A 25260-nucleotide genomic window follows, 5' to 3' on the forward strand; every position below is an offset into this window, starting at 1 on the left:
TAGAAAGTTATATCTACTCTTTTGGAGTAAACTTTAAAATGTCGAGTGAATTATTAATGATATCATTTTTATTCATCATCATTTTTCGGAATTCACCATTGACGTACATTTCTGCTTGATCTTTGTAATGTTTGCTTAATGGATTTCCTGATTGCCCAGTAGGTAAAATGCTAATACTATTTTCTACATCAGAAAAATCAACAATGCGTCTAGTCGATGGAATACTACTTACCTTATAACGTCCATCGTCTTGGGTCCTAAAACCCTGATTATTGAGTGTTCCGGAAGTGCCAGATGAAGGGAAAGGACCAACCGTAAAATACTTTTTTAACGAAGGTACTCGACCTATGGGGTGATCATGTTCTAAATAATGCACCCTATCCCACGTCCAAGTCTTATAATCTTGGCCTAACTCTAATTTTAGTTGCTGCCAAGTATCTTTAAATGCTTTATTAATTATTTGTTTTCTAGTCTCTTTTTCTTCATTTGTTCTTACATCGTCCCACCAAAGAGACAAAGGGTTGTCGAAAACTTTATCAAGTTTTAATTGGGCACCATAAGAGTTATATTCCTCGTTGGTTGAAAATTCATCTGAAAAAAGGTTTAGGTGCACATTAGCTTCCATCTTTTCAAAGAAAACAGCACCTAGACTCGTTAAGCCAAACTTACCATCCCAAGATTTCATAATATCTAAATAAGCAACTTGCTCATCGGATAATCCTTTTAATTCCAATTCAATTAAACAAGAATTCATAAAATCAGAGCCTGTTCTTAATGTAATATCATTGGCCATTTTAGCCATATCATCTTTTGTCCAACCTTCCTTTTTGGCCTCTAATAAATCTATGATTCTACCAGCTCTACGGGAAGAATTAGCAAAATAGCCAGGTACATACATGCCTGAAGTAGAATCAGGTTGATTATTTGCAGAATACACGTAATTACTTGATGGATTTATTGATCTCGGATTTTTGTCAAAACTCAAATATTCAATGGGGTCGTCTTCACCGCTTGCGCCATTTAATATAAACTTTGTACTAGTACTGTCTGGCATTCTATACAATTTTGCTGTACCCCACCAGGCCACATTACCTTCATTATCGCCATACATCACATTTAGACCAGGTGCATGAATGTAGGGTAAAGATTGACTAAACTCATCAATGTTAGAAGCATGATTTATTCCGTAAAGTCCCTGAATTAATTTATTCTCAAACTGCGTGAATAACCAATGGATACTTACTAAACGCTCCCCTTCAACTCTTGTTCTATTTGCGTAATTTGCATTCACTAAAGGTCCACGATGTGTTCTTTTAATTTGAAAGCTAACAGCTTCCATATCTTTAACAAGAATAGATTTCGTTACATATTCAAATTTTCTCCATTCCTCTTTATAACGATAAAGTGTGGTATCCGTAGGATGTTGCTCTTCGTAATAAAAGTTGGTGTCATCATTAGCCAGCATGGTAAAACCATGAACCATTGTTCTATCATGTGACAATAGTGGAAATGGAACTCCAGCAAGGTAATATCCGTATTTTTCATAAGTTGGAGTTACTAGATGTGCTTCATACCAAACAGCTGGTTGTGCTTGAGCAATGTGCGGATCATTTTCAAAAAGCACTTTTCCATTAGCAGTTTTTTCTGGTGCCAAAACCCAACTATTACTGCCATAAATTTCAGGGATAGGTAAATTTTCTAAAGCCTGTTTAATTTTATGTTGAATGGCTACTAAATCTGAAATAGAAGAATCTCTATGTACTGGTATATTGATTTCATCTGCTGGATTATTTTTGAAAAGCTCATTAGTGTGAGCAGTATCAAGTACTTGAAGAAGATTAGTGTTTACAATATCTCTTGCCCCTTTATTAAATGTAAAACCCATGTAGGCAACTGCATTGTAAACATCTTTTAAAACAAATTTTTGCTTTTTTAAGCCGGTTAGATAAAATTCAACCGGTGTGGGCCCTTCATCAATAAATTGATTTATTCCGTCTAAATATGCATTAGACAAAGCAATACTTGGATGCGATGTATCTAAATTGGCTAGAGCCTCTTCATTATGCTCATCAATACCTAAGGATAAGAAAAACTTATCCGTTTCTAAAGTAAGCTCTCCGAAAATCTCTGACAATCTGCCTGAACCCGCCCTTCTAAGTAATTCCATTTGCCAAAGTCTATCTTGGGCATGAACATAACCTAAAGTACGTAGCGCATCTTCTTCATTATCAGCATAAATATGAGGAACTCCATATTGATCAAAATAAACCGTAGCTTCTTGTGCGAGACCGGCTAAGTCTTTTTCACCTGAATAAGTAGGCGTTAGTGTGTTTATAAATATAAACCCCGCTAATAGAATTACAAAAAGTAAAAGGCCTAGAGAAAGGAGAAGTTTTTTAATTTTTCGCATAAGGAGGAAACTAAAATTAGTCTGCCTAAAATAGCGAAAAACTAAGACTTATTTTATAGAATTCTTATATCTGCTTAACCCATCTTTCAACCAAGCTTCATAGGTAATCGCATCAACATACTGAACACCAGAATTTAACACTTCAAAATCAGGTGTCAACAAAGCATAATAAGGCTGAGAAGCCGAATTAAAATTAATGGTTTGAAAAGTTCCCCATTTTTGACCAATGGTTTTAATTTTTTTAATCCGCCCAGAATCATACTGAAAATCAAACTGTTCTTCTTTCTTAAGTTCTTTTCTATCATCTACATACAACGAGATGAGCACATAATCATCTTTTAGCATTTGAAAAATACTCGGTTGGCTCCATACATTTTCTTCCATTCTACGACAATTAACACAAGCCCATCCCGTAAAATCTATTAAAATTGGTTTGTTTTCAGATTTTGCAAAGGCCACGCCTTCATCAAAATCTTTAAAACAGTTTAAGCCCAGAGGGCAGTCAGAGACATTTTCATTAATACTATAAAATTCAGGTGGAGGAAAACCACTTAAAACCTTTAGACCAGTAAGGTTTAAAGTCCCAAACAATAAATAAATGGTTGTTATTAAACTAACGACACCCAAGCCTTTTCTTGTTAATGATAGCTTTTGCTTTGGACCATCATGTTTAAAGCGAAAAACCCCTAATAAATACAAGGTCATTAAAGCAAAAATAATAATCCAAATGCTTAAGAAAATCTCGCGTTTAAGAATACCCCAATTACCTACTAAGTCAGCATTAGATAAAAACTTAAATGCCAAAGCAAGCTCTAAAAAGCCAAGTATAACTTTAACAGTGGTCATCCATCCACCAGACTTTGGTAAGGAATTTAACCATGCAGGAAAAAGCGCAAAAAGCGCAAAAGGCAAGGCTAAAGCTAGTCCAAAACCAGTCATTCCGAAAGTAAGATTAGTCGCTACACTACCTTCAGCTAAGGTGGTACTACCTAATAAACCCCCTAAAATTGGCCCTGTGCAAGAGAAAGAAACTATTGCTAAAGTCAATGCCATAAAAAAGATACCTAAAACACCACCAACCTTGGTTGATGCAGCATCCATTCTATTTGCCCATGAATTTGGCAAGGTGAGTTCATAATATCCAAAGAAAGAAAAAGCGAAAAACACAAAAATGATAAAGAAGAATACATTCAACCAAATATTGGTTGCAATGGTATTTAATATTTGAGAATCTACTGAGTCAAATAAATGAAAAGGCAGACTTAATAGAAAATAAATTAGCACTATAAACAGACCATATAAAATCGCGTTTACAATACCCTTGGATTTATTATCCGATTGTTTTGTAAAAAATGAAACTGTTAGCGGAATTAATGGAAATACACAGGGTGTAAATAAGGCTATTAAACCTCCAAGAAAACCCAATCCGAAAACCATCCAAAGTGCTGAACTTCCCTCGACTGAATTGAGTTCTGTTTGTTCTAAAAGCTCAGAATTTTTTAGATCAAGCTTTAAATTGTTGGTTAAGGCTGCACTCCGATCATCAATGGTTTTTTCTTCTGTAACAAAAGTCGTTCCGTCTAATGAAACTTCAAAAACTTGTTCTTTAAGAATACATACCTCTTTACAAATTTGATAATATAAATTAACCGTAATTTGTTTTAAATCAGGCTTTAAAAGCTTTATTTTCTGTTTGAAAAGAGCTTCTTCTTTATGAAAAGTTTCATCTAAATCAAATACTTCAGTGTACTTAGTATATGTTTTTCCTTCTTCCGTTTTACCAATCAATTCATAATCAACACCAGCCCCAACAAATTCAAATTCACTAGGCATTGAACCTCCTTCAGCAGTGTATAATGAATAAATATACCAGTCTTTAAAAATCTTAGCAGTGAATTCAATATTATAAACGGAATCAGAAACTTTCTGAACTTTATGTGTCCAAGTTGCGGGATCATTATCAGATTGTGAATGACCTGTGAAAAAACATAAGAATAAAAGAAGAGTTGTAGCTAAATACTTTTTCAATGTAATTCGAATTTTAAAATTTTATCTGTTTTTGGCGTAACCTTAAATCGCTCATCTGCTCTTTTACCAATTATCCAAACAATATCATTACCAGAACATAGCAGCCATATATTCTTCTTTGAAAGAATATCCACTTTTTCGTCTTTGAAAAATTTGGAGAGCTTTTTCTTCCCCTTCATACCTAACGGATAAAAATAGTCGCCATTGTTCCATTTTCTTAACAATAAGGGAAACTTTAACTTTTCGGCATCTACAAATAAATCGTCACCACACGACTTCGAAATTTCACTTACCATTTTTATTTTCAAAGAAATAGGACTATTAATTTCAGTGTCTTTTTCAAATAAAGTATAACTATGGTCATCGATTTTATCTAACTCTGTCAATAACAAAAAATCTCTATCCTTGACTAACTTATGGGTTTTTGAAAATACTTGTTTTCCACTTGGAGCTTCTAAAAGATTTTCTATATCTAGCCATTGAGTAAATCCGTACTCTTCAAATATTAAATACAAATGCTCTTTTAAAGGTAATTTAGATTTTAATGCTTCAATCTCAATTCTAACAACTCGGTCATCTTTACGAAAAAGACTATTCTTCAATTCGTTTTTATATACACCAAGTAAGGTCGTTGCTTCGTTTAAATATTCTTGAGTCTTCTTGAAGTTATCCAAAAAATTAGCATTCAATTCCTTCAATTGTGGAATAATATTATGCCTTATTTTATTGCGAAGATATTTTGTTTCATTGTTACTACTATCTTCTCTCCAAGTCATTTTCTTTGTAGTTGCGAACGCTAAAATCTCTGAACGTTTGAACGGTAATAATGGCCGAATAATAGTACCATTCTTTTTTGGTATTCCTGTTAAACCTTTGATACCTGTTCCTCTAGAAAGGTTTATGATATGCGTTTCTAAATCATCATCTGCATGATGGGCCGTTAAAACAAAATCGTATCCCCACTGCTCTTCTAAAGCATTAAACCATTCATAACGAAGTTGACGGGCGCTTGCTTGAATTGAACTATTTTCATTTTTTTTAAAATCGTCCATATTAAATGAGGTTGTATGTACTTCACAACCAAATTTTAAAGCCAAATCAACCACAAAATTCTCATCGTCATCACTTTGTTTACCACGTAAATTATAATTGCAATGTGCTAAACTAAAGTTATACCCAGCATCCTTAGATAAATTTGCAAGTACAACGCTATCTAACCCTCCACTACAGGCAATCAGAAGTTTGGCATCTTCTAAAAAGTGAAAATTTGTTTTGATATGTTTTTTGAAGGCCTCCAACATAATACAAAATTACTGATATCATTTTTGTTCTAAAACACTTCTCATCGCCTTAGCTTTTAATAAACACTCTTGATACTCGTTTTGTGGATTTGATTGCGCAGTTATTGCACTTCCCACGGAATAAGAAACGAATTTCTTCTTTGAATTATAAAGTATACTTCGGATAATAACATTAAAATCGAAATTATGGCTTGCATCGAAGTAGCCAACAGCACCGCTATATAAACCACGTTTGGTCTCCTCAAATTCTTCAATAATTTTCATTGCTGAAACTTTAGGAGCTCCAGTCATACTACCCATGGGAAAACTGTCTTTTATTAAATCAATAGGGTCAGCCTCAGTTTGAGCACTTACAGTAGAAATCATTTGATGAACTTGTTTGAACGAATATACCTTGCATAACTCTTCGACCTTAACCGAACCTTTTAAAGCATTTTTTGAAAGGTCATTACGGACCAAATCTGTTATCATAATGTTCTCTGATAATTCTTTGGGATCATTTGCCAAACCAGCTTTGAACATGGAGTCTTCTATAGCATTACTTGATCTTGCCGCCGTACCTTTTATCGGTTGTGCGATGAGTTTAGTATTCTTCTTTTTCAAAAAGCGTTCGGGTGAAGCACATAAAGCATAATTGTTATCAAGTTTTAAATACGTAGAGAAGGGCGCTTTTGAAATTGAATTTAGCTTTTCATAAGTACTCAAAGGATCTATTCTAGTTTCTTCAGCGTAAAACTCTTGACAAATATTAACTTCATAAATAGCACCTTTTTGAATTCGTTTTAAGACTTGGCAAATTTTATTTAGGTAATCATCTTTATGAATACGTAAACTAATTTTTGGTTTTTCAAAAATTGTAATTGGATTATTTTTTAACTCTGTTTCACAAATTTCTTTAAAGTCAGTTGAAATGGTTTCTTGATTGCAGTTGAGGTACTGAAATTCAGCTAAATTTCCCTTAAGAAAAATAAGCTTTTGAGGTTGAAAAAAATGTAAGGAGTAAAATCCAAGTCCATCAAAATTACTTGAAGTGAGGTCTTCTAACTCGTTTTTTAAATCATAAGATAAATATCCAAAAATCCAATCTTTAGTCTCATTCTTATACTTTGATAATCGTTCAAATGAATTGGTGGCATTTGTTTTTAAACAAGAAACAGAATTAGCAGCCAAAACAGCATTAAAAGAACTGTATTTATTGTCATGATTATTGCTATCTAGAAAAACGATTTCTTGATGAGATTGAGCCCAATTAAGCAGTCTCTTTTTAAAGTTATCAGGCTGCTCAACCCTAAAGGACTTAACTATTCTTGACAATACTTATAACGAATTTAAAAAAGTCTTTAATGCAATGTCGTGCGCTTTTGATAAATCAGCATCTAAAATTCCATTAGAACCTGAAAAATTATTAGAAAAGCTAGGAAGTGAAAAAGTGCTTTGAATTTTAGCGCCAAATCTTGGTAACATTGAATTAGCAAATTCTAATGCACCCACTCCACCTCTACCACCTGGTGAAGTTGACATAAGTAAGATATTAGTTTCAGCCAAAAAATTTCTTTCTAAACGTGAAAGCCAATCGAGAACATTTTTAAAGTAAGCCGATAAATTTCCATTATGTTCATTTACAGATAAAATGATTCCATCTGCCTTCTGAATATCATTCTTAAGCTCTATCAAGGAGTTTGAATACCCCTCTTTTTGTTCGACATCTGAACTATACATGGCAAAGGGGTATTTCGCTAAATCAAGCATTGTAATACTATGATTATCAACTAAACCCGCTGTATATTTCACTAACTGATAGTTAATTGAAGAAGATGAATTACTTCCTGCAAATGCTAAAATCTGAGCCATTTTGAAAAAAAATTGATTATTCAACGAAAATACCTCAAAAAGTGATCTTCTCTCTTAATTTTATCTAATTTTGCCTCAACAAACATTCAAAGGGCCTAGTGCACAAGTATATAGGTTGAATATTAAAAAATGAAACCAAGTTCAAATCGACTCTTTTTTATAGACGCTATGCGCGCATGGGCGATTCTCATGATGTTGCAAGGTCATTTTATAGATGGTTTACTTGACCCTATTTTTCGTAATCCGGAAAATATAATCTATACCACTTGGCTTTATTTTAGAGGTATTACCGCTCCTGTTTTTTTTACAGTTTCTGGTTTCATTTTCACCTACCTGTTGGTAAAGGTTTCAAAACAAGGATTGGAAAATCCTAGAGTAAAGAAAGGGATACGAAGAGGTCTACAATTATTACTTATTGGTTACTTACTTAGAATCAATCTTTTAGGGCTCATTACCGGTAAAATATATGATAGTTTTTATGTTGTAGATGTTCTGCATTGTATTGGAATTTCCATTTTAACAATAATTGGAATTTATCTATTAACCAAATCAAAAAGAAATTGGCTATTCCCAACAGTATTGCTTAGTTTATCTCTTTTGCTATTTCTATTTGAACCTGTTTATAAAGACTGGTCTTTCGGCTTTTTACCAATGTCAGTTGCAAATTATTTCACCAAAGCAAACGGTTCTGTGTTTACAATAATACCTTGGGTAGGCTATGCCAGCATCGGTGGATTTTTATCTATTCTATTTCATAGATTTAAAGATTATAAATATTTATATAACATTGCAATTAGCATAGGTTTAATTATTGGACTGAGCCTTATATTTTTCTCTTCAGATTTGTTTTTATATTTATTTGAAAGCACGAATATTGATTTATTCAATCTTATTCAATTAAACAATTATTTATTCATAAGGTTAGGTGATGTTTTCCTTGTTTTTACAGTCTTTATGTTATTAAGAAGTATAATGAAAAATAAAACTGTTTTACAGATTGGTGCTACCACGCTTACAATTTATGTGATTCACTTTGTTATTCTTTATGGTAGTTTTACTGGGTTGGGTCTGTATCGCTTTTTCAATCATAAATTATCACCAAATGTTGCCATATTTGGAGCACTTTTATTTATGATTACATGCACTTTTTTAGCATTACAATATGGTAAACACGAAGAGCCCATTAAATTAAAAATCAACACGCTGCTAGTTAGTTCAAAAACCGGTTTTGAACTACTATTTAAAAAATTAACTCCTATACTTTTAGATGCCCTACTTAGAGTAAGACTATTTTTGAATAGATTGCTAGGAAGAGTAAGAAACTAAACTAACAAGAAACTTAAGCAATAAAAAGGACAAGATTACACTTGTCCTTTTTATTATGTTATTCTAGTATTACTAAGAGTTATCTTCGACACTAGCATCTGGTGCATTTGTAGCAACAGAACTAATACCATTTTCCATACCAGACGTATCTGCATACATTTGACTACTGCCTATAACTTGACCATTTCCTGCTTTTAAATTGAAATGATGTTTTCCATTTTTAGCTACTTTACGTTCAAATTTTGCATCATCTTGCGAATTCTTTCGAACAGATTCAATTCCGTTATCGCATGCTGCTTTTGTGGTGTAACCTTCGCTGCTAAGAATAACTTGTCCATTAGCTGCTTTTAAATTGAATCGTAATTCACCAGAATTGTCCTTATTAATTTCAAATTTTCCCATGTTAATTTAATTTATTGATGCTTAAAGTTATTAAAAATTAGAATAGCTCATGAAGATTATAAATTGAAAATCAAAAGAACTGTCTGTACATTTAGAAGTACTATAGAAAACGTTCATCTATACTTTTCAGTTATTGACCTTAATCCACAAAAAAAAATTAGGGAAGGGTCGTAGTTTTACAGCGTAGAATCAAAATAAACCCAAATCTTGATTCCCCCGGACCTAACAAATCCATACTAAACACCTACTTAACTAAAAAAAGGATGCCTAAACAGCATCCTTTTTTAGTTTAAAATAAATTTCTTAATCCTATATATGCAATGGTCTATTATCTGTTGCTGCTAAAGCTGCTTCTTTAACCGCCTCGGCATATGTTGGATGTGCGTGACTCATTCTTGATAAATCCTCCGCAGAAGCTCTAAACTCCATAGCTGTTACTGCTTCTGTAATCAAATCTGCGCAACGAGCTCCTATCATATGTACTCCCAAAATTTCATCTGTTGATGCATCTGCAAGAATTTTTACAAAGCCGTCAATATCCATACTAGCGCGTGCACGTCCTAGGGCTCGCATCGGAAATTGCCCTACTTTATAAGCCACTCCTGATTCCTTAAGCTCTTCTTCTGTTTTACCAACAGCGGCCACTTCTGGCCAAGTATAAACTACTCCAGGGATTAAATTGTAGTCAATATGTGGTTTTTGACCAGCTAATATTTCAGCCACCATAGTACCTTCTTCTTCAGCTTTATGTGCTAACATCGCACCTTTAACAACATCACCTATTGCATAAATATTTGATGCGCTCGTCTGTAGATGTGAATTAACTTCTACTCTACCACGCTCATCTACATTTACACCTGCAGCTCCTGCGTTTAAACCGTCAGTATATGGCCGTCTGCCAACCGACACTAAACAATAATCACCTACAAACTCAACTTCTTGACCTTTCTTATCGTCAGCCTTTACAATGACCTGATCTCCTTTACGTTCAACAGATTTTACCTTATGAGAGAGATTAAATTTTACTTTTTGCTTCTTTAACACTTTCATTAACTCCTTAGAAAGTGCACCATCCATGCCAGGCACAATTCTATCCATATATTCAACAACTGTGACATCGGCACCTAACCTTTTGTATACTTGACCAAGTTCTAATCCAATAACACCGCCACCAATCACAATCATATGTTTTGGTATCTCCTTTAATTTTAAAGCTTCAGTTGAAGTGATAATTCTTTCCTTATCAACTTTAATGAAAGGTAAGCTAGCAGGTTTAGAACCTGTTGCGATTATAGTGTTTTTCGCTTCAAGAGTTTCTGTTGTGCCATCAGTTTTCAAAACATTTACGTGTGTTGCGTCTTTGAAGCTACCAATACCCTGATGAACATCAATTTTGTTTTTATTCATCAAAAACTCGATTCCCTTTGTAGTTTGGTCGACAACTGCCTGCTTTCTACCAATCATTTTCTCTAAATTGACCTTGATATCACCAGGTATTTCAATACCATGTTCTTCAAAATGCTTTACCGCATCTTCATAATGGTGAGAAGAATCAAGAAGTGCTTTTGATGGTATACAACCAACATTTAGGCATGTACCGCCTAAAGTTGCATACTTTTCTACAATTGCAGTTTTCATACCTAATTGTGCACACCTAATTGCAGCAACATATCCGCCAGGACCAGACCCTATTACTACCACATCGTATTGACTCATATTTTTATTTTAAAAGAAAATTGGATACAAAAATACGAATGTTTTTCGGTAAAAAAGATAAGTTATATCGGCGCTAATGGAAATTTTAAAGCAGTATAATTTCCTATCCAAAGCCCAAAAATTAAACTAATATTGAGACCAATTTCTAAACCAATTTGTGCCCACTGTTCGCAATTAGATATAAAAAACAGTTGACCTATAAGAAATGCTGACATAACTAAATGAGGAATAAAATTATCTCTCATGACCACAATAGATGCCATAAAACCCGCTAAAAGTGATGAAGTAAATAAGGTTAGAGCCCCTAATCCAATATCTATAGAAGTTGAAGAGCACATACTTAAACCATCAAAAATAATATCTCTAGAAATTTTACTAAACACAATAAGTGAAAAACCACCAAGAAGAATTGAAGATATAGTTAGTATAGAACGATTTCTTGAAGTCATGATTGAAGTTTGTCTCTTGATTAAACATCAAATTAGAAACATCATTGCATGACAACTATCTATTTAACAACAAATTAGGTTAAAGTTTATATAAAAACAGCTGTTGACTTTTTCACTGTATTAATTACAAAAGAGCTTTGGGTACTGCCGATTTGATCAATTGCAGTTAATTTATGTACCATAAATTCACGATAAGCTTCCATATCTTTTACATGAATGGTCAAAATATAATCATAATCTCCACTAACATGAATACATTCAGCTACTTCATTCAATTGTTGCACTTGCTTTTCAAATCGCAGTACATTCTCCTTAGTATGTTGAATTAGCTTAATATGGCAAAGAACAGTAAAATTTCGATTAACTTTTTCTTTATCTACCAACGCAACATAGTTCGTAATGACCTTTTCACGATCTAATCTTTTAATTCGTTCATAAACTGCGGTTGTGGAAAGGCCCAAACTTAAAGCATATTGTTTAGTTGTCTTCTTGCAATCTTCTTGTAAAAGTGTAAGTAACTTTTGATCAGTTGTATCAAGTATCATACTGAATATATATCATGAATCACAACTGCAAGTTAGTAAAATAAGTTTTTTATTCTAATATTTCTAATTTTTATAGCATTAAAAACTATAATTATAATTATTAATTGATTTTATACAATACTAAATATATTTTTACAGTAAAATTTATAGCATTATGAGTCAACCAACAGATAAAATTCAAAAACTACAGTATTTTGGAGAGTTTGGGGGAGTAAATCCTTCAATATCAGATTCTTCAACATATACTTTTTTATCAGCGAAGACAATGTTTGATACATTTGAAGGAAATACTGAAGGGTGTTATTTATACAGCAGACATTCTTCACCTTCAAATCTATATTTAGGAGAGGCGCTGGCAGCTCTTGAGGGAACAGAAAGCGCTAATGTTTACGCCAGTGGCATGGGTGCTATAAGTTCAGTAATTATGCAATTATGTGATTCTGATGATCATATTGTTAGCAGCAGAACCATTTATGGCGGAACTTATGCCTTCATGAAAAACTTTCTAAAGAAATTTAAAATTAACACCTCTTTTATAGATATCACAAATCTAGATATTGTAGCTAATAGCATTACATCAAAAACTAAAATGATTTATTGTGAAGCGGTTAGTAATCCACTATTAGAAGTTGCTGATATCAAAGAACTAGCCAAAATAGCTAAGCAACATAATATTCCACTAGTCGTGGATAATACATTCTCGCCATTAAGTATAAGCGCTGCGAAATTAGGAGCGGATATTGTTATTCATAGCCTCACAAAATTCATTAATGGAACCAGTGATTGTGTAGCTGGAGCTGTGTGTGCTTCAACGGACTTCTGCTTGGCTTTAAAAGATGTGAATGATGGCGCAGGCATGCTTTTTGGCAGCACACTCGATAGTTTAAGATCTGCAGCCATTTTGAAAAACATGCGTACCCTGCATATTAGAATAAAAAAACACAGTGAAAATACACTCTATCTGGCATCAAAATTTGAAAAAGACGGTTTAAAAATAGTATATCCAGGGCTTCAATCTCATAAAAGTCATACTACTTTTAAAAATCAAATGAATACGGAATATGGTTTTGGAGGTTTGATGACTTTGGATGTTGGCTCATTAGACAAAGCAAATGCTTTTATGGAAATGATGCAAAGCGAGAGTCTGGGTTATCTTGCAGTAAGTCTTGGATTCTATAAGACGTTATTCAGTGCTCCAGGCACTTCAACTTCTTCTGAAATTCCTATGGAAGAACAAGAAGAAATGGGACTATCAGACGGATTAATTCGTTTTTCTATTGGTTTAGATAATGATATAGAAAAAACTTACATAGTTATGACCAAATGTATGATTGCCTTAGGTATTATTAACAAAGAGTCTATTCTAGCAGAAGTGTAAATTTTGTATTGTTTGCAGAACAGAGGTCAAAATCGTAATATTACCTTTCACCAAACAAGACCAAATGTCTGAAAATACCAAAAAGCCAAAATACCGCGAAGACGAACAAATCATTGAGAACAAAGAACTAAACATTTGGGAAGCCTTACTGCCAGTTTTTGTTTTAGTAGCAATGTTGGCTTACAATGTTTATGTTTTTGGAGATGACGCTCTTAGCGGGTCAAATCAATTCATTTTACTACTTGGTGGTGCCGTTGCTGCAATCGTTGGTTTTTTTAACAAAGTTTCTTACAAACAAATGTTGGCTGAGGTAGCTGAAAACGTTCGGTCTACCACCGGTGCGCTTCTAATTCTTTTAATGGTAGGCGCATTATCTGGTACTTGGTTGGTTAGCGGTATCATACCCGCTATGATTTATTACGGTTTGCAAATTCTTAATCCAACTATCTTTTTAGCGGCATGTGTAATCATATGTGCTATTATTTCAATAGCAACTGGAAGTAGTTGGACAACATCGGCAACTGTAGGTATTGCCTTGGTTGGTATAGGAGAGGCCTTAGGTATTTCCTTAGGGATGACGGCAGGTGCTGTATTGTCTGGAGCTTATTTTGGAGATAAATTATCACCATTAAGTGATACTACAAATCTTGCACCAGCGATGGCTGGAGGTGAACTTTTTTCACATATTAAATACATGACTTGGACTACTATACCAACTATTTCAGTTACCCTTCTTGTATTCATTATTCTTGGTTTTACTATTGATACATCTGGTGTTGCGGATACAGATGCTATTCTTGCAACAATTGATAACACTTTTAATATTAACGGTTGGTTATTTTTGGTGCCTTTGGCTGTTATTTTTATGATAGTAAAAAAGGCTCCACCTCTACTGGCTCTATTAATCGGGACGTTACTTGGGGCGATTTTCGCTGTAATTTTTCAGCCAGAAATTATAACGACCATTGGTGGTGGTTCAAGTTTGAATTTTGAATCAACGTACAAAGGAATTTTAAATGCAATTACAGTTGATACTGCAATAGCCACCTCAGATCCGGCACTTAATGATTTATTTTCTTCAGGTGGTATGTCGGGAATGTTAGGTACTATATGGCTAATTGTTTGTGCTATGGTTTTTGGTGGTATCATGGACGGTATCGGGGCCTTAGAAAGAATCACAAAGTCTTTATTAAACATGGTTACCTCAGATACTGGACTTTTTGCTAGTACTGGTTTAAGTTGTATCGTTTTAAACGGTACCGCTTCCGACCAATATTTGGCCTTAGTAGTACCAGGAAAAATGTTTGCAAAAGCTTATGAAGAACGTGGTTTAGCTCCAGAAAACTTAAGTAGAACCTTGGAGGACACCGGTACCGTTACATCAGTTTTAGTGCCTTGGAATACCTGTGGTGCTTATCATAGTGGGGTGCTCGGAGTCGGAGTCGGAGAATATGCCTTTTATGCAATTTTCAATTGGCTAAGTCCGATTATGACGATGATTTTTGCAGCCTTCAAAATAAAAATAAAGAAATTAGTAGGTCCGTCAGTAGTTTAAATTTTCAACTTGATCTTATTGGTTTTGGCTTTCTGGTTTCATAACTTCACAGCAAATTAAAACAATAACAAATGGCATCAATATCTTTAGGCGGAACTCCAGTAACAACAATTGGTGAATTGCCTGCAATAGCATCTAGCGCTCCAAATTTCAACTTAACAAAAACTGATTTATCAACAGCTACTCTAGCTGACTACAAAGGTCAAAAAGTAGTAATGAATATTTTTCCAAGTGTTGATACGGGTACATGTGCCAAATCTGTTCGGCAATTTAATGAAGAAGCAGCCGAATTAGAGGGAACGAAAGTTTTATGTATATCAAGAGATTTACCGTTTGCTCAACAAAGATTTTGTGGAGCTGAAGGAATCGAAAATGTTGAAATGTTATCAGATTTTAAAGATGGAAGTTTTGGAAAATCTTACGGCTTAGAATTTTCTGCTGGTGGTTTTAGCGGTCTTCATTCTAGGTGTATTGTTGTTTTAGACGCCAATGGTAAAGTTTTATTTACAGAACAAGTTCAAGAAACTGCAGACGAACCTAACTATAAAGCTGCCCTTGAAGCCCTGATGGATGCCTAAAGAGTCCTTTCTAGTAAATAGAATTAAAAGTGTAGGTTTTGCATTTAAGGGTCTGTTTTTACTTGTTCGAACAGAAGCAAGTATCAAAGTCCAATTGATCATTGCAATAGTAATGACATTACTAGGTTTTTATTTTGGTATTTCTACCACTGAATGGATATTCCAATGTATCTGTATTGGTTTGGTTATGGGTATTGAAGGTATGAATACTGCTATTGAGAAATTATCTGATTTTGTGCAACCTGATTTCGATAAAAAAATTGGATTTATTAAAGATATTTCCGCAGGAGCAGTAATGCTTGTTTCCATTATTTCAGTAATAGTTGGTTTGCTTATTTATTTACCCAAAATTCTATAACTAACAACCTAATCGCCCATAAGCTTCGTAAATTTGTAAATTAGTTTCCAATTACACCTATTTAATGGCTAAAAAGCGCAGAAAATCTAAACCTACAACTAAAAAAAAGAGTGTCTCACTCAAGCCTTCCAAACAGAATAAGGTCATTTTAGGAAGTTTGTTGATTGTGCTTAGTATCGCGCTATTCTTTTCTTTTATTTCATTCTATTTTTCTTGGCAAGAAGATCAAAGCCTTCTTTCCGAATTCTCCAACCGTAATGCCGAGGCTTCTAACTTATTAAACAAGTTTGGTGCAACAATAAGCCACTTTTTCATGTATCAAGGTTTTGGTTTAGCCTCCTTTGCCTTTCCAGTATTATTAGCGATTAGTGGTTTATACCTTTTTCTAGGATTTGAAACTAAAAACCTATGGTCAAAATGGATATGGGGAATTGTAGGGGTTATTTGGATTTCTATTGCCTTAGGGTTTTTTGCTATAAGTCAACCAATTTTAGGCGGGTTGATTGGCTATGAAATGAATGACTTTCTTCAAGATTATATTGGGAAGATTGGTGTTTTTTTAGTTTTAATATTTACTCTAATTGTAATTTTAGTTAGGTGGTTCAATTTTTCCCCTGAAGCTATTGGAAAATACTTTAAGGAGAAAAAGTCCTCAATTAAAGAAGAATTCAAGCCTACTACTGAACAGACTGCAACAGGTGAAATGGAGTTAAATTTAGAAGCTGACCTGGAACCAGAATTAAAAATTGATACTTATACGCATAAAAAAGATATCCCCCCCTTAGATACTGGGGCCGGTCTTGACGTCAATCTTCCAGAAGAAGAACCTAAAATAGATTTAGAGGTTAGTACCGTTGCTGTTGAGAAAGAAGAAAAAGATATTAAGGCTGATAAATTAGTCAAAGATTTTGGCGAATTTGACCCAAAACTAGAGTTGGGTAATTATAAGTTTCCTGTTCTTGATTTGTTGGATCAACATGGTGTCACAGGAGGAATTACGATAAATCAAGAAGAGCTTGAAGAGAACAAAAATAAAATTGTAAATACCCTTAAAAATTATAAAATAGGAATAGCACAAATTAAAGCTACCATAGGCCCAACTGTGACCTTATATGAAATTGTGCCAGAAGCAGGAGTTCGCATTTCAAAAATCAAAAATCTAGAAGATGATATTGCCCTTTCATTGGCCGCTTTAGGTATTCGTATTATAGCTCCCATTCCTGGTAAAGGTACAATTGGTATTGAAGTACCAAATAAAAATTCAACGATTGTTTCAATGCGTTCGGTAATTGCTTCAAAAAAGTTTCAAGAAGCTGAAATGCAACTACCTATTGCTTTTGGAAAAACAATTAGTAATGAGACTTTCGTTGTTGATTTAGCTAAAATGCCACACCTTTTAATGGCAGGTGCCACGGGCCAAGGTAAATCAGTTGGACTGAATGCTGTAATCACCTCTTTGCTTTATAAAAAGCACCCAGCAGAAATCAAATTTGTTCTAGTTGATCCTAAAAAGGTAGAATTAACCTTATTCAATAAGATAGAGCGTCACTTTTTAGCAAAATTGCCTGATTCTGAAGAGGCGATTATTACGGATAATACCAAAGTAATAAATACCCTCAATTCACTCTGTATTGAAATGGACAATAGGTATGAACTATTGAAATTAGCGATGGTTCGTAATATAAAGGAGTATAATACCAAGTTTAAATCTCGGAAACTTAATCCGAATGATGGTCATAAATTTTTGCCCTATATCATTCTAGTCGTTGATGAGTTTGCAGATTTGATTATGACTGCCGGCAAAGAGGTTGAAACTCCAATAGCAAGGTTAGCGCAATTAGCTAGAGCTATCGGAATACATTTAATTATTGCCACTCAGAGACCTTCAGTTAATGTTATTACAGGTATTATTAAAGCTAACTTTCCAGCACGTATTGCGTTTAGAGTAACTTCAAAAATAGATTCAAGAACAATTCTTGACGCACAAGGCGCGGATCAACTCATTGGCCGTGGTGATATGCTATATACCCAAGGTAATGATGTTACACGAATTCAATGTGCTTTTGTAGATACTCCAGAGGTTGCAAAAATTACTGAATATATCGGGTCACAAAGAGCATATCCAAGCGCTCATGAGCTCCCAGAATATGTTGGCGAAGAATCTGGCACAAGTCTTGCTAATGATATAGCGGACAGAGATAAAATGTTTCGTGATGCGGCAGAAGTTATTGTAATTGCTCAGCAAGGTTCTGCTTCTTTAATTCAAAGAAAATTAAAGTTAGGGTATAATAGGGCTGGACGAATAATTGATCAACTCGAAGCAGCAGGAATTGTTGGGCCTTTTGAAGGAAGTAAAGCTCGACAAGTACTTGTTTCTGATATGTATGCCTTAGATCAACTATTGCAAAACGAAACAAAGTAATCATCAAAAAGAAAGAATACTTAAATCTCGATTTTCGAGTAAAATTAAAAACATGATTAAAAGAACACTCACATCATTTATATTATTATTCATAAGTGTTGCTTCGGTGGCGCAAAATTCGCAAAAAGCAAAAGCACTTTTGGATGAAGTTTATGCCAAAGTAACTAGCTATGATAATATTCAAATAGAATTCAAGTATGCTTTGGAAAATACTGAAGCAAATACAAAAAGTGAGACTCAAGGAAAAGCATCATTAGACGGCGATAAATACTTAGTTGAACTCTTTGGTTCTAAACAACTTTTTGATGGTAAATTGGTTTATACTATTGTACCAGATAATGAAGAAGTAACAATTGAAAGTCCAAGCGAAGGTGAGAATACAGTTACACCATCTAAAATGCTAACATTTTATAGAGAAGGGCATACGTATACTTGGGATATACTTCAGAATGTTCAAGGAAGAAAAATTCAATTTGTAAAGCTGACTCCTATAGATACTAACACTCAAATTAAATCGATTTTATTAGGTATTGATGCCGAAACAAAACATATTTATAAATTGATTGAAACGGGTGACAATAGCACAAAAACAACTATTACCGTTAATTCTTTCAAAACCAATCAGCCCTTGTCAAAAAGCTTGTTTACTTTTGACGAAGCCAAGTATAAAAATGATGGCTATTACATCATAAGAAACTAATGCATTGAAGCTCTTAGACCGGTACATTTTATCTAGCTTTCTTTATAATTTTCTTAGCTCGTTTGTGATATTGATGGTTATTTTCATCTTTCAAACGGTATGGCTTTTTATTGATGATTTAGCCGGTAAAGACTTGGATCTTGCAATTATTGGCAAGTTTTTATTTTATTACATGCCAACCTTAATTGATAAGGTTTTACCGCTTACAGTACTTTTATCATCCATTCTTACTTTTGGGACCTTTGCCGAAAACTATGAGTTCGCTGCTATGAAAGCCTCAGGTATTTCACTTCAAAGAGGTATGCGAAGCATCATTGTTTTTGTTTCTATTTTAGGTGTGGGTACTTTCTTTTTAGCTAATAATGTGATACCGGCAGCAGAACAGAAAATTTTTAATATGCGACGTAATATTGCTAAATTAAAGCCTGCAGCTGTTATAGTTGAGGGCGTTTTTAGTGATATTGAAGGTACTGCAATGAATATTAAAGTTGCAAGAAAATTTGGGGAAGAAGATCGGTTTTTAGACGATGTAATCATTCATCAGAAGTCAACAACGAATTTAAACACAACAGTAATTAAGGCCAAAACAGGAGAATTAATTAGTAGTGAAGATTCTGATATCATCCAATTGGTTTTAAATGATGGCTACTATTATGATGAAATGCAACGAAAATCATCAAAAGATCAAAAGAAGAAACCTTTTGCCCGTTCCAAATTTGAAACATATATTAAAAACATTGATGTTTCTTCATTAAATGATCAAGACATTGAGCAAGAATCAGATATTACCACTGATAAAATGAAAAATGTATTTCGCTTGAGTAAGGATATAGATTCCTTAAAAACGAATAATATTAAGCAAGTAACGGCTTTTTCAAAAAATATTACCGCCAGAATGGGTGCGTTCCCTTTAAAAATGGTTGATTCTTTAAAAAATGTGGACTTAAAAAAAGCAGCAAAAAAGATTCTTCCAAAAAAGATAGATACTTCCTTCAATACAAATGATATTACAACTGCACTTCCTATTTGGCAAAGAAGTCAATTAATGACTAAAGCAGAAAATACAGTAACTAATATATTGAATACAGTTCGCGGAAAAAAGACAGAATTAAACAAACGGTATGAGATTTATAATCGTCATATTCTTTCATTACACAAGAAATTTGCTTTAGCATTTTCATGCATTATTTTATTTTTTGTAGGCGCACCCTTAGGCGCAATCATAAGAAAGGGTGGTTTAGGATTACCTATGGTAATTGCAATTATTTTATTCTTGGCCTATTATTTCATAGGTGTATTTGCAGATAATTATGCCAAAAAAGGGGCTTGGCATCCAATCATTGGAGCATGGTTATCTACACTTATTATGTTACCACTTGGAGTATCATTAACAAAGCGTGCAACAAATGACAAAGGGTTAATGAGTATTGGCAACGTCATTGATAGTATTACTGCCGTATTCAAAAAGAAAAAAGAATCAAACTAAATGGTTGAAAATATTACATCAGGTGTTACATTAAACACTATTGAAGAAGCCATCATAGATATAAAAGCTGGCAAAGTAATTATCGTTGTCGACGATGAGAATAGAGAGAATGAGGGTGATTTTTTAGCAGCTGCTGAATTAATAACGCCGGAGACCATCAATTTTATGGCTACTCATGGTAAAGGTTTGATTTGTGCTCCTTTAACTGAGGGTAGATGTGAAACACTCGGGTTACATAAAATGGTTTCTCACAATACAGACCCTCTAGAAACTGCATTTACGGTATCTGTTGATTTAAGAGGCAATGGAGTTACCACTGGAATTTCTGCCGCAGATAGAGCTAAAACTGTGTTGTCACTAACTGAAGATGATACTAAGCCGCATGAACTTGCACGACCAGGCCATATTTTCCCATTAATTGCGAAAGAAGGTGGCGTTTTAAGACGAACAGGACATACAGAGGCTGCTATTGATTTTGCGAGATTAGCAGGCTTAAAACCAGCAGGTGTGATTGTTGAAATCATGAATGAAGATGGTAGTATGGCTCGTTTACCTCAATTACTTGAGGTAGCTAAAAAATTTAATTTAAAAATAGTTTCTATTGAAGATTTGGTTGCTTATCGTATGGAGCATGATAGTCTTATAGAAAAGAAAGAAGATTTTAATATTCAAACTAGATTTGGAGAATTTAGATTGAGAGCTTATCAACAAACTACGAATGAGCAGATTCATATTGCTTTAACAAAAGGTAGTTGGAAAAAAGATGAGTTAGTTTTAACACGTATTAATTCGACTTTAATAAATAACGACATCTTAGGTACGCTTACGAATAACCCTGATGATAAATTGAATGATATGTTTAAGGCTATTCAAGCTGAAGAAAAGGGCGCATTTGTTTTTATCAATCAAGAATCAGAAGCGTTGAATCTTTTAGGTAGACTCAAAGAATTAAAGGACTTACAAAAAGATGGGGTTATTAAAGCTCCAAAAATTGATATGGATGCTAAAGACTTCGGTGTTGGCGCACAAATTCTTCATGATTTGAACATCTCTAAAATTAGATTGCTCTCAAACTCAGAACAAACAAAAAGAGTGGGTATTGTAGGATATGGTTTAGAGATTGTAGAATATGTGAAGTATTAAACCACTTCTAATATTACTTTTTTGATTATTGCGGCTCTATTCTTAACTTCTTGTTCTGTCCAACTGAGTTTTACCAAACAAGAAATGGTTCTTCCCATCCAATGGTCCGAAGCAGTAAAATCAGCTTTGGTATAATCAGGTAGCCCTTCCAGAACATCTTTAGCTAACTTACCTAAAGATTTATTTTCTTTCAAGTGTTCCCATTTACGATAATAATGCCAATTATTATCAAACCAGTAAAAACAGGCGTCCACTCCAGCTTTACCTAAAGCCTTATGAACATTACGTGTTATTTTTTCAGTTGGAAGAAAAAAGTTTAAAAATGAATAATTCTCTACTCCCCCATCAGGAACTTTTCTAAAAGTAACTTCCGGTATTTCATTTAATGCCTGCCGTAATAAAGTGTAATTTTTTTCTTGTATAGCTAAAAACTCATCTAACCGTTCAATCTGAGCACAGCCAACCGCAGCATTTAATTCAGAGATTCTAAAATTATACCCTAAAAATGGGTGTGTTTCTGCACCTCTATCATTTCCAATATGATCATGCCCATGATCAGAATAGTGATCTGCATTTTTATAATAGACTTTATTATTGGTTATGATACCTCCACCTTCACCACAAGTAATGGTCTTTACATAATCAAAGGAAAAACAACCTAAGTCACCAAAACTACCCAAAGGCTTACCTTCGTAACTACCACCAATTGCCTGACAAGCATCTTCTAACAATAATAAATTGTGTGCTTCACAAATGGCTTTCAAAGCACTTAAATCAGCCATAGAACCACACATATGCACCGGCATAATTACTTTGGTTTTCGGAGTTATTGCTTTTTCCACGGCCTTAGGGGCTAAAGTTAAGGTGTCATCAATGTCTACTAAGATAGGTATCGCTCCAATGGCTAGAATAGATTCAAAGCTTGCAACAAACGTAAAAGTTGGCATAATTACCTCGTCTCCTGCCCCTATTCCTGCACTTAAAAGAGCCACCGTTAGCGCTGATGTACCACTACTAACCAATTGAGCATAATTGGTTTGCATACGTTTAGCCAAAGCATTTTCAAGCTTTTGAGCTTTCCAATGACCATTCCGCATGCCATCAAATCCATAGCGCATTAAAACACCATTATCCAAAACATCTTGTACTTCTGCTTTCTCTTGTTCTCCAAATAATTCAAATCCTGGCATTTCTTTTTAAGTTTTGGTCTTATGGGAAAATATAAAATTCTTGTATAATTCGTACTTGTTTTACGATTCTTTTTTAAGGATTTAAATTTTACAACTTAAGTAAAGAACCAAAGTTTAATGGCCATAATTATGACCATTACCACCAAAAAAGATTTTATAAAACCATCTCCCTTTTTTACTGAAAATCTACTTGCAACCCATGCACCTGTTCCATTTCCAATAGCGAGCACTAAACCAATTATCCAATCTACTTTATCATTAAAGGTAAAAACAGCTAAAGCAGATAGCATGTAAATAAAGACCACAACTACTTTTGTGGCATTTGCCCTAATCAAGCTCATTTTATTAACAAAGTGAAGAAATAAAAGCATTAGAAAACCAAGTCCAGCGTTTATAAAACCTCCATAAATTCCAAAGAAAAAGAAAATTATAATTCCGAGCCAAAGGTACTTACCAGTAAGCCTTTCTTCTAAATCCGTAAGTTTAATTTTTGGTTTAAAAATTATAATTAAAACTACTGCAATCATAACAATTGCAAGTATTCTATTAAAAGATTCCCCATCAACATCTACTGCGATTCTTGCTCCTATTAAGGAACCAAAGAATGCAGAAATACCTAAATAAATATTAAAAGGGTAGGTTGAAATACCTTTACTTTTAAAACCTGCTGTTGCCATTGCGGTCTGTACAATAATGGCGACTCTATTAGTTCCATTAGCTACTGCGGGGGGCAAGCCTAAAAAAATTAAAGTAGGTAACGAGATTAAAGAAGCTCCACCTGCAATGGTATTAATGAAGCCTACGATAAAACCAACTACTATTAATAAAACATAATGATACCATTCATACATCTTACAAAAATAATACCTAGTTGATTATTAAAGTTCAATAAAAAATAAATGATTTTGGTTTTACATAACTAAAAAGCTTAGTATATTTGCAGCCGCATTAGGAGAAATGGCAGAGTGGTCGAATGCGGTAGTCTTGAAAACTATTGAGGGTCACACCTCCGGGGGTTCGAATCCCTCTTTCTCCGCAAGCAATCATTAAAACCGCAGAATTTACTCTTGCGGTTTTTTTTTGTCAAAAATTAAAGGTTTTACTTAAATCATATTTATAAAATTCATATTTTCAACCTAACCGTTTAATTACCAATCAACACTTTAATTACTAATGGATTATTTTATAATAACCAGTATTTTAGTTTTTCTTTCTGCTCTTTTTGGTTTTATAAATGTTCGTTTTATAAAATTACCGAATACCATAGGCTTAACATTAATAACAATTCTGTTTACTGTGGGGGTTTTTGCTCTTAGCTATATTGATGATACTTTGCTTTCAGCTGAACGTTTTATCATTTCAAAAATTGATTTTAAAGTAGTGTTGCTTGATATTATGTTGAGCTTCCTACTCTTTGCCGGTGCATTACATACGGATCTTCAAAAATTAAAACAACAGCGATGGCCAGTTTTAGTATTTGCAACTTTTGGAGTTCTGGTTTCTACTTTCCTAATTGGTATTGGTACATATTATGTTCTAATGCTGATTGGTTTAGATGTCAAATTTATATACTGTCTGCTTTTCGGTGCGTTAATTTCACCTACTGATCCAATTGCAGTTTTAGGAATTTTAAAGAAAGCTGGTGCCCCGAAAAAATTAGAAATTAAAATTGTTGGTGAATCACTATTCAACGATGGAGTCGGTGTCGTCATATTTTTGACCATTTTCGGACTCGCCAATAGTTCAGAATCTGCATTTTCGGTTAATGCTGTATTAGAATTGTTTGCAGTTGAAGTTTTTGGCGGTTTATTATTAGGTGCATTTTTAGGATGGTTGACCTACCAACTTTTAAAACGTATTGATGATTATAATATTGAAGTTATTATTACACTAGCTACTGTAATGACCGGTACTATAATAGCAACTCATTTACATGTTTCTGCACCTTTGGCAATGGTCGTAGCTGGTTTAATAGTTGGTGGTAATAAAACAAGAGAAGAGGCTATGTCAAAGCTAACTCAAGATTATGTAGATAAGTTCTGGGAGTTGCTTGACATACTTTTAAATACCATTTTATTTGTACTTATTGGCATGGAAATACTAGTTTTAGACCTTGAAACTGAATATATACTGGCCGGCCTTTTAATCATTCCGGTAGCCTTAGTTTGTCGTTATTTATCATTATTGATACCAGTAAATATATTTAAGAAACGACTAGATTTTGTGCCGAATACTACCCTCATTATGACATGGGGAGGTCTCAGAGGGGCAATTTCAATAGCCTTAGCCTTAGGATTAACAGATTCTATGGAGCGAGATCTTTTCCTGGTAATTACTTATATCATAGTGATTTTTTCAATACTGGTACAAGGACTTTCTGTTGGAAAACTAATTTCAAAGCTTCAATTAAAAAAAGAGTAAA

The 25260-nt window shown here is 33.9% G+C and carries 21 protein-coding genes and 1 tRNA gene; 11 read left to right on the forward strand and 11 right to left on the reverse strand.

All coding sequences use genetic code 11. From position 1 onward, the window contains the following. Positions 1–13 precede the first annotated feature (13 nt). Genes RM520_RS08725 through RM520_RS08745 form a run of 5 tightly spaced genes read right to left on the reverse strand, consistent with a single transcriptional unit; the run spans position 14 to position 7590 of the window. Complete coding sequence (locus RM520_RS08725; protein WP_311387742.1) at positions 14–2410, reverse strand: penicillin acylase family protein; 2397 nt, start codon at positions 2408–2410, stop codon at positions 14–16. A 48-nt stretch (positions 2411–2458) separates the two neighbouring features. Further along, positions 2459–4438: a protein-disulfide reductase DsbD family protein gene (locus RM520_RS08730; RefSeq protein ID WP_311387743.1), complete on the reverse strand. Its 1980-nt coding sequence runs from the start codon at positions 4436–4438 to the stop codon at positions 2459–2461. Continuing rightward, complete coding sequence (gene tilS / locus RM520_RS08735; RefSeq protein WP_311387744.1) at positions 4435–5739, reverse strand: tRNA lysidine(34) synthetase TilS; 1305 nt, start codon at positions 5737–5739, stop codon at positions 4435–4437. The genes RM520_RS08730 and tilS overlap by 4 nt, the downstream gene beginning before the upstream one ends. Before the next feature lie 18 nt (positions 5740–5757). After that, positions 5758–7053, reverse strand: a complete 1296-nt coding sequence (locus RM520_RS08740) for an anthranilate synthase component I family protein (protein WP_311387745.1) — start codon at positions 7051–7053, stop codon at positions 5758–5760. 3 nt (positions 7054–7056) lie between these two features. Further along, positions 7057–7590: an NADPH-dependent FMN reductase gene (locus tag RM520_RS08745; protein ID WP_311385327.1), complete on the reverse strand. Its 534-nt coding sequence runs from the start codon at positions 7588–7590 to the stop codon at positions 7057–7059. A 129-nt stretch (positions 7591–7719) separates the two neighbouring features. Between RM520_RS08745 and RM520_RS08750 the strand changes: the two genes are divergently transcribed. Continuing rightward, a complete protein-coding gene (locus tag RM520_RS08750) occupies positions 7720–8916 on the forward strand; it encodes an acyltransferase family protein (protein WP_311387746.1) in 1197 nt (398 codons plus the stop codon). A gap of 72 nt (positions 8917–8988) precedes the next feature. On the opposite strand, the gene RM520_RS08755 is transcribed toward RM520_RS08750, so the two are convergent. The 4 genes from RM520_RS08755 to RM520_RS08770 form a co-directional block, all read right to left on the reverse strand. After that, on the reverse strand, positions 8989–9318 hold the full coding sequence (locus RM520_RS08755; protein WP_311385329.1) for a YegP family protein: 330 nt from the start codon (positions 9316–9318) through the stop codon (positions 8989–8991). 309 nt (positions 9319–9627) lie between these two features. Beyond that, positions 9628–11034: a dihydrolipoyl dehydrogenase gene (gene lpdA / locus RM520_RS08760; RefSeq protein WP_311387747.1), complete on the reverse strand. Its 1407-nt coding sequence runs from the start codon at positions 11032–11034 to the stop codon at positions 9628–9630. Between the two features lie 62 nt (positions 11035–11096). Next, positions 11097–11483 (reverse strand): hypothetical protein, encoded by a 387-nt coding sequence (locus RM520_RS08765; RefSeq protein ID WP_311387748.1) that lies wholly within the window; start codon positions 11481–11483, stop codon positions 11097–11099. Between the two features lie 86 nt (positions 11484–11569). Then, positions 11570–12028 (reverse strand): Lrp/AsnC family transcriptional regulator, encoded by a 459-nt coding sequence (locus RM520_RS08770; RefSeq protein ID WP_311387749.1) that lies wholly within the window; start codon positions 12026–12028, stop codon positions 11570–11572. A 154-nt stretch (positions 12029–12182) separates the two neighbouring features. Here RM520_RS08770 and RM520_RS08775 point away from each other — a divergent pair, with 154 nt between their 5' ends. The 8 genes from RM520_RS08775 to ribB all read left to right on the forward strand — a co-directional run bounded on the left by RM520_RS08775 (position 12183) and on the right by ribB (position 21648). Next, complete coding sequence (locus tag RM520_RS08775; RefSeq protein WP_311387750.1) at positions 12183–13406, forward strand: aminotransferase class I/II-fold pyridoxal phosphate-dependent enzyme; 1224 nt, start codon at positions 12183–12185, stop codon at positions 13404–13406. Positions 13407–13470: 64 nt separating this feature from the next. Next, complete coding sequence (gene nhaC / locus RM520_RS08780; RefSeq protein WP_311387751.1) at positions 13471–14961, forward strand: Na+/H+ antiporter NhaC; 1491 nt, start codon at positions 13471–13473, stop codon at positions 14959–14961. A 71-nt stretch (positions 14962–15032) separates the two neighbouring features. Next, the gene (gene tpx, locus RM520_RS08785) at positions 15033–15539 is read left to right on the forward strand and encodes a thiol peroxidase (protein ID WP_311385335.1); all 507 of its coding nucleotides are present in this window, start codon (positions 15033–15035) and stop codon (positions 15537–15539) included. Next, positions 15532–15897, forward strand: a complete 366-nt coding sequence (locus RM520_RS08790) for a diacylglycerol kinase family protein (RefSeq protein ID WP_311385336.1) — start codon at positions 15532–15534, stop codon at positions 15895–15897. Before tpx ends, RM520_RS08790 begins: the two co-directional genes overlap by 8 nt. Positions 15898–15961: 64 nt before the next feature. Next, entirely contained in the window at positions 15962–18319 is a 2358-nt protein-coding gene (locus tag RM520_RS08795; RefSeq protein ID WP_311387752.1) for an FtsK/SpoIIIE family DNA translocase, read from the forward strand. 52 nt (positions 18320–18371) lie between these two features. Next, on the forward strand, positions 18372–19019 hold the full coding sequence (gene lolA1 / locus RM520_RS08800; RefSeq protein ID WP_311387753.1) for an outer membrane lipoprotein periplasmic chaperone LolA1: 648 nt from the start codon (positions 18372–18374) through the stop codon (positions 19017–19019). Between the two features lie 73 nt (positions 19020–19092). Next, entirely contained in the window at positions 19093–20505 is a 1413-nt protein-coding gene (locus RM520_RS08805) for an LptF/LptG family permease (RefSeq protein WP_432264897.1), read from the forward strand. Beyond that, complete coding sequence (gene ribB / locus RM520_RS08810; protein WP_311387754.1) at positions 20506–21648, forward strand: 3,4-dihydroxy-2-butanone-4-phosphate synthase; 1143 nt, start codon at positions 20506–20508, stop codon at positions 21646–21648. Here the strand turns inward: ribB and RM520_RS08815 are convergent. Then, positions 21645–22838 (reverse strand): DegT/DnrJ/EryC1/StrS family aminotransferase, encoded by a 1194-nt coding sequence (locus RM520_RS08815; protein ID WP_311387755.1) that lies wholly within the window; start codon positions 22836–22838, stop codon positions 21645–21647. The genes ribB and RM520_RS08815 overlap by 4 nt on opposite strands. Before the next feature lie 95 nt (positions 22839–22933). After that, complete coding sequence (locus RM520_RS08820; protein WP_311387756.1) at positions 22934–23689, reverse strand: sulfite exporter TauE/SafE family protein; 756 nt, start codon at positions 23687–23689, stop codon at positions 22934–22936. 100 nt (positions 23690–23789) lie between these two features. Between RM520_RS08820 and RM520_RS08825 the strand changes: the two genes are divergently transcribed. Together RM520_RS08825 and RM520_RS08830 are read left to right on the forward strand one after the other, a co-directional pair. After that, a tRNA-Ser gene (locus RM520_RS08825) sits at positions 23790–23874 on the forward strand. 137 nt (positions 23875–24011) lie between these two features. Continuing rightward, positions 24012–25259 carry a cation:proton antiporter gene (locus tag RM520_RS08830; RefSeq protein WP_311387757.1) on the forward strand — a complete coding sequence of 416 codons (1248 nt, stop codon included), beginning with the start codon at positions 24012–24014 and terminating at the stop codon, positions 25257–25259. Position 25260: the final 1 nt, after the last annotated feature.

Source organism: Croceitalea vernalis, assembly GCF_031846405.1.
GTDB lineage: Bacteria > Bacteroidota > Bacteroidia > Flavobacteriales > Flavobacteriaceae > Croceitalea > Croceitalea vernalis.

Excerpts from the sequence above, each read along its gene's own strand:
- tpx (WP_311385335.1), top strand. The coding sequence starts at position 15,033 with ATGGCATCAATATCTTTAGGCGGAACTCCAGTAACAACAATTGGTGAA.
- RM520_RS08805 (WP_432264897.1), top strand. The coding sequence starts at position 19,093 with ATGGTTATTTTCATCTTTCAAACGGTATGGCTTTTTATTGATGATTTA.
- ribB (WP_311387754.1), top strand. The coding sequence starts at position 20,506 with ATGGTTGAAAATATTACATCAGGTGTTACATTAAACACTATTGAAGAA.
- RM520_RS08815 (WP_311387755.1), bottom strand. The coding sequence starts at position 22,838 with ATGCCAGGATTTGAATTATTTGGAGAACAAGAGAAAGCAGAAGTACAA.
- RM520_RS08830 (WP_311387757.1), top strand. The coding sequence starts at position 24,012 with ATGGATTATTTTATAATAACCAGTATTTTAGTTTTTCTTTCTGCTCTT.
- RM520_RS08795 (WP_311387752.1), top strand. The coding sequence starts at position 15,962 with ATGGCTAAAAAGCGCAGAAAATCTAAACCTACAACTAAAAAAAAGAGT.
- RM520_RS08745 (WP_311385327.1), bottom strand. The coding sequence starts at position 7,590 with ATGGCTCAGATTTTAGCATTTGCAGGAAGTAATTCATCTTCTTCAATT.
- RM520_RS08790 (WP_311385336.1), top strand. The coding sequence starts at position 15,532 with ATGCCTAAAGAGTCCTTTCTAGTAAATAGAATTAAAAGTGTAGGTTTT.
- RM520_RS08820 (WP_311387756.1), bottom strand. The coding sequence starts at position 23,689 with ATGTATGAATGGTATCATTATGTTTTATTAATAGTAGTTGGTTTTATC.
- lolA1 (WP_311387753.1), top strand. The coding sequence starts at position 18,372 with ATGATTAAAAGAACACTCACATCATTTATATTATTATTCATAAGTGTT.
- RM520_RS08765 (WP_311387748.1), bottom strand. The coding sequence starts at position 11,483 with ATGACTTCAAGAAATCGTTCTATACTAACTATATCTTCAATTCTTCTT.
- nhaC (WP_311387751.1), top strand. The coding sequence starts at position 13,471 with ATGTCTGAAAATACCAAAAAGCCAAAATACCGCGAAGACGAACAAATC.
- lpdA (WP_311387747.1), bottom strand. The coding sequence starts at position 11,034 with ATGAGTCAATACGATGTGGTAGTAATAGGGTCTGGTCCTGGCGGATAT.
- RM520_RS08775 (WP_311387750.1), top strand. The coding sequence starts at position 12,183 with ATGAGTCAACCAACAGATAAAATTCAAAAACTACAGTATTTTGGAGAG.
- RM520_RS08725 (WP_311387742.1), bottom strand. The coding sequence starts at position 2,410 with ATGCGAAAAATTAAAAAACTTCTCCTTTCTCTAGGCCTTTTACTTTTT.
- RM520_RS08770 (WP_311387749.1), bottom strand. The coding sequence starts at position 12,028 with ATGATACTTGATACAACTGATCAAAAGTTACTTACACTTTTACAAGAA.
- tilS (WP_311387744.1), bottom strand. The coding sequence starts at position 5,739 with ATGTTGGAGGCCTTCAAAAAACATATCAAAACAAATTTTCACTTTTTA.
- RM520_RS08750 (WP_311387746.1), top strand. The coding sequence starts at position 7,720 with ATGAAACCAAGTTCAAATCGACTCTTTTTTATAGACGCTATGCGCGCA.
- RM520_RS08755 (WP_311385329.1), bottom strand. The coding sequence starts at position 9,318 with ATGGGAAAATTTGAAATTAATAAGGACAATTCTGGTGAATTACGATTC.